This window comes from Pseudomonadota bacterium, assembly GCA_030860485.1.
In the GTDB taxonomy this organism is placed as follows: Bacteria; Pseudomonadota; Gammaproteobacteria; order JACCXJ01; family JACCXJ01; genus JACCXJ01.
In genome coordinates this window covers 1-4,023 of the sequence record JALZID010000168.1, presented here as the reverse complement: position 1 = coordinate 4,023, position 4,023 = coordinate 1, and the positions used below count along the sequence as shown (strand labels likewise).

The window sequence follows — 4,023 nt, the reverse complement described above, 5'->3', positions numbered from 1 at the left end:
GCAGGTAAGGGGTGTCACGATCACAGGGACGGAAATGGCTCATGCGCGCTCGCTCATCGGAACCCTGACCGATCCGATCCCCTCGCGCTTGAAAAGTTCCACGCTAAGTCCGACAGGCTGCTAGCGAACACGATCACTCAGCTCAATCCGAGAGAGTTTGAACGGGATATCGTGTCAGGTCAACAGCGGATCCTCGAGCTGCAAAGCAAGATCGCCAAGATCGAGCAAGAGCTTCGTCAGTGGGCGACTAAACACCTGACCCAAATTCGCGCTAATGATGGTCAGTCGGGTCCGCTACCGATGGACTTGGCCAAGACAGTCGTTGCCGAGCGTGATGCGCACAGGTGGTTCCCCGATCGACTGGCACCGGATGCGAAGCCCCAGTTTTCGGACGCGGACATCGCCGCTGTCCGCGAAGCTCGGAGAGAGCTCGTCGAGGATCTGGTCTACCTCGACGCCGAGCTACCGAGCCCCTCGGCCCTTACCGATGCCGTCACCCTCTCCGCGATCCATCAAGACCTCGGCAGCGCGGCCACACTCGAAGACCAGACGACGACTCAGCAGGTTCCATTGCTATCGTTATTGGCGCGCCACACCGTTGAGCGGGCCCAGCGATTGGCGGATTGGGTCAACGACATCTCCGAATTCCTGGAGGCCGCCGCGCCGAAACCTTGGCTTGTCTCACTGTACGAGACGTGGCTCGTCGAGGGTATAGGCACAGAGCACACCGTCCTATTCAACGGCCTGCTGGAGGAGATGAGGAGCATCGCTGAACGCCGGACAGCCATCATCGGTTGCGCCATCCAGATGCCCCCGGATGCCTTACAGAACGATGACGTCGGCGATGCGGTGGCGAAGGCAGCTCAAGGTGAGCGACCATTCGGTTGGATCCCGTTCGCGCGGTCTTCTTTGCGCGCCCTCTTCAACCAGATCCGAATCGCGGACCGCGCGCCCGCTTCCGCCGATGAGTGGCAGAAGGTGCATGGTTACGTCGTTTGGCGCCAGGACATTCATTCGTTCACGGTACGGTGGAACGCGTTACGAACGGAGTTCGATCTCCCCGAAATCCAAGACGACGGTAACCAAACCGGGCGCCTCATTGCACAGACCCTGGATCAGGTTACGAGGGCGCAACATCTTGCGTCGCAACGCGGGGCCGAGCTCCGGGCGGAACTCGGCGAGCTGTTTCCTCATGGGCTCGACGCCGACAAGATCTTGCGCTCCATCGAAGCAGCGCGTGCCGCGGCGGAGGCCATCGCACTCAACCTCGTAAAAGCACGGCTCGCGTCGAGAAGGACATACATAACCGAACTCCTGGACCGTTTACGGACGATGTCCGGGGAGATTGTGAGTAGGATCCGGGACCTTCTGATGCACCGCGTGGGTAATACGGCCGTTATGGTCAGGCAGCTTGTCGCTGAGTGGTCCGAGCTGTGCCGCGAGCTCGGTCGTATACACGAGCTCCGTCCGGCCCTCGGAATGGTCGGAAGGGTGACGGCCCAGGTGACGGCCTCCGGTGCCCCTGGGTGGGCGGAAGCCATGCGCACGCAGGCTGTCACCGGGGTAGATGACGAATTGGACACCAGGCCACTGGCGTGCGAGCTGGGTTTGGGCCCGCTGCGACAGCTATCTCAGAAAGATCGACGGGCGCGGGCGGATCCGACAACTTTCCAACGAGCTGCTTCAGCACGAAGCAGACCTCAAGCGCACGTTCGCGAAGGTCGTCGAGCTACGCACCTATCTAGGCCTAAAGCAGAATATCACTGACCGCGTGGCCGCGGCCCTTGCCATGTTCATGACCGCTATACGCAGCATTGGCCAAGGCACCGGCATTCGGGCGCGCCGGTTCCGGCGCGATGCGCGCGATGCCATGGAGCGGTGTTACTCCGCTGTTCCGTGCTGGGTCATGCCGACTTGGCGGATCTCGGAGAGTCTCCTCGCGAAGCTTGGCTCATTCGATCTGGTCATCGTCGATGAGGCATCGCAGTCGGACATCACCGCGCTACCCGCTTTCCTGCGCGGCAAGAAAGTGCTCATCGTTGGTGACGACAAACAGGTCAGCCCGACCGCGGCGTTCGTCGAAGAGCGAAAGATACTTCAGCTTCAGCACAATTTCCTGAAAGGCCAACCCTTCGCGCCAGCGATGCTGCCTGGCAGTTCCCTGTACGGGCTTGCGCAGGCCATGTTCCCCAGCGACCGCATCATGCTACGCGAGCACTTTCGCTGCGTCGAACCCATCATCCGTTTCAGCTTCCGGTTCTACACCGAGCCTCTCGTTCCGCTCCGGTTACCAAGTGCATCGGAGCGCCTCGATCCCCCATTGGTGGATATATATGTGGAGGACGGCTGCCGGGACAGGCGCGAAGTCAACGAACCGGAGGCCCGCGTCATCGTCGACGAGATCGAGCACCTGGTGCGCGACCCGGCCTATGCGAAACGGAGCATCGGGGTGGTTTCGCTCATCGGCGCCAAGCAAGCGCAGTTTATCCAGCAGCTGTTGCTCGAGCGAATCGGCGAAGAGGCCTACTTGCGGCAAAACATGGCCTGTGGCGATTCCGCGACGTTCCAGGGAAAGGAACGGGATATCATGTTCATCAGCATGGTGGCCTGCCCCCGCACTACGCGGGCGCAGACATCGTTGCCGTTTCAGCAGCGATTCAATGTTGCGCTGTCGCGGGCGCGGGACCGCGAATACCTGTTCCGTTCGGTAATGGAGGAGATGCTGAATCCTGAAGACCTCAAGGCCAAGGTTATTCGGCATTTTCACGCGCCGATGGAGAACGCACCGCGCGAGGTTGACGATCTTATCGAGCTGTGCGAATCGGTTTTCGAGCACGACGTCTTTATGCGGCTTGTGACGCTTGGATATCGGGTTACGCCGCAGGTTAACGCCGGCGCCTACAGGATCGACCTCGTCGTCGAGAGCAATGACGACAGGCGTCTTGCAATCGAGCTCGATGGCGACAAGTACCATACGCCCGACCGGTGGGCCGACGACCTGGCGCGCCAGCATGTACTGGAGCGTGTCGGGTGGCGCTTCTGAAGGTGTTGGGGTTCGAGCTGGATGCTGGATCCAGACGGCTGCCTCGATGACCGAATGTCTGTCCTTAGGGAATTGGGTATCGAGCCTATCGGGGGTAAAGCGACCGCGACTATCTATACAGAGCACCGGATTGTCCGCCGGGTAACATCCGAGACAGCCGAGCCGCAAGGACATGCCTTACGCACGCGGGGCGTGGACCAAACTTTCGACGCGCGCGTGTCAAGAATACCCGATTCGGCTACAGCGACCATGGTCGCGGCAACCTCCAAGACCGGTGCTGCTGGCGTTTTAGAGGAGCAATTACTCGTTCGGCCGGGTGATCGAGTGCTCATATCTTACAATGACGAACCGTCGCGCCAGTACGTCATAACGCTAAGCCCGTTCCGTCATGATCCTGATAACCTCGTTATAAGTGCGAACATGCCTCTCGCCCGGGCGCTGATGGGTACGGTGAAGGCGACGAAGTCGAGATTCCGGCCGGCGGTGGCAAGCGGACGGTCACTATTTTGAGAATAGACCGACCAACCGCGTCAGAGATAGCAGCTGCCTGAGACGTATGTTTGTACGAGATGTTGCGGTATCCGCGGCACATGGAGGGAGGCGGGCCTCGAATGGGGCATGGGGCATGGGGCAAGGCCTGGAAGAACCCAAGCCGTGTATCACATGAGTTAGCCAGACCACTTTTTGCCTGATTTCGCCAATACAGTCATGGATCTCTCGCCTATAGGGTCCACAGGCTCAACCAACAGCGTGACTCATGTCTTCGGGCTATACAGTTTGCGAGGGCGGGGGACGAGGGGACCGATTATGCGTTGCGCCCCGTTAGCCCGACTTCCGCAACTCAACCTTGATCTTCACAGAGATCAAATATTTTGAATTGTTAACCCGCTGATTATCCGAACCGGATTATTGAGATCGCCTGGAAAAGCGCGTGTAGTGCCGACCTTGGTACTTGACTGGGCTCGAGTTTCTGCGAAACT

2 protein-coding genes are annotated in these 4,023 nt (G+C 59.7%); both read left to right on the top strand.

From position 1 onward, the window contains the following. Positions 1-171 precede the first annotated feature (171 nt). On the top strand, positions 172-1,767 hold the full coding sequence (locus tag M3461_09220; GenBank protein ID MDQ3774520.1) for a hypothetical protein: 1,596 nt from the start codon (positions 172-174) through the stop codon (positions 1,765-1,767). Positions 1,768-1,771: 4 nt separating this feature from the next. After that, positions 1,772-3,043 carry an AAA domain-containing protein gene (locus tag M3461_09215; GenBank protein MDQ3774519.1) on the top strand — a complete coding sequence of 424 codons (1,272 nt, stop codon included), beginning with the start codon at positions 1,772-1,774 and terminating at the stop codon, positions 3,041-3,043. Positions 3,044-4,023: the final 980 nt, after the last annotated feature.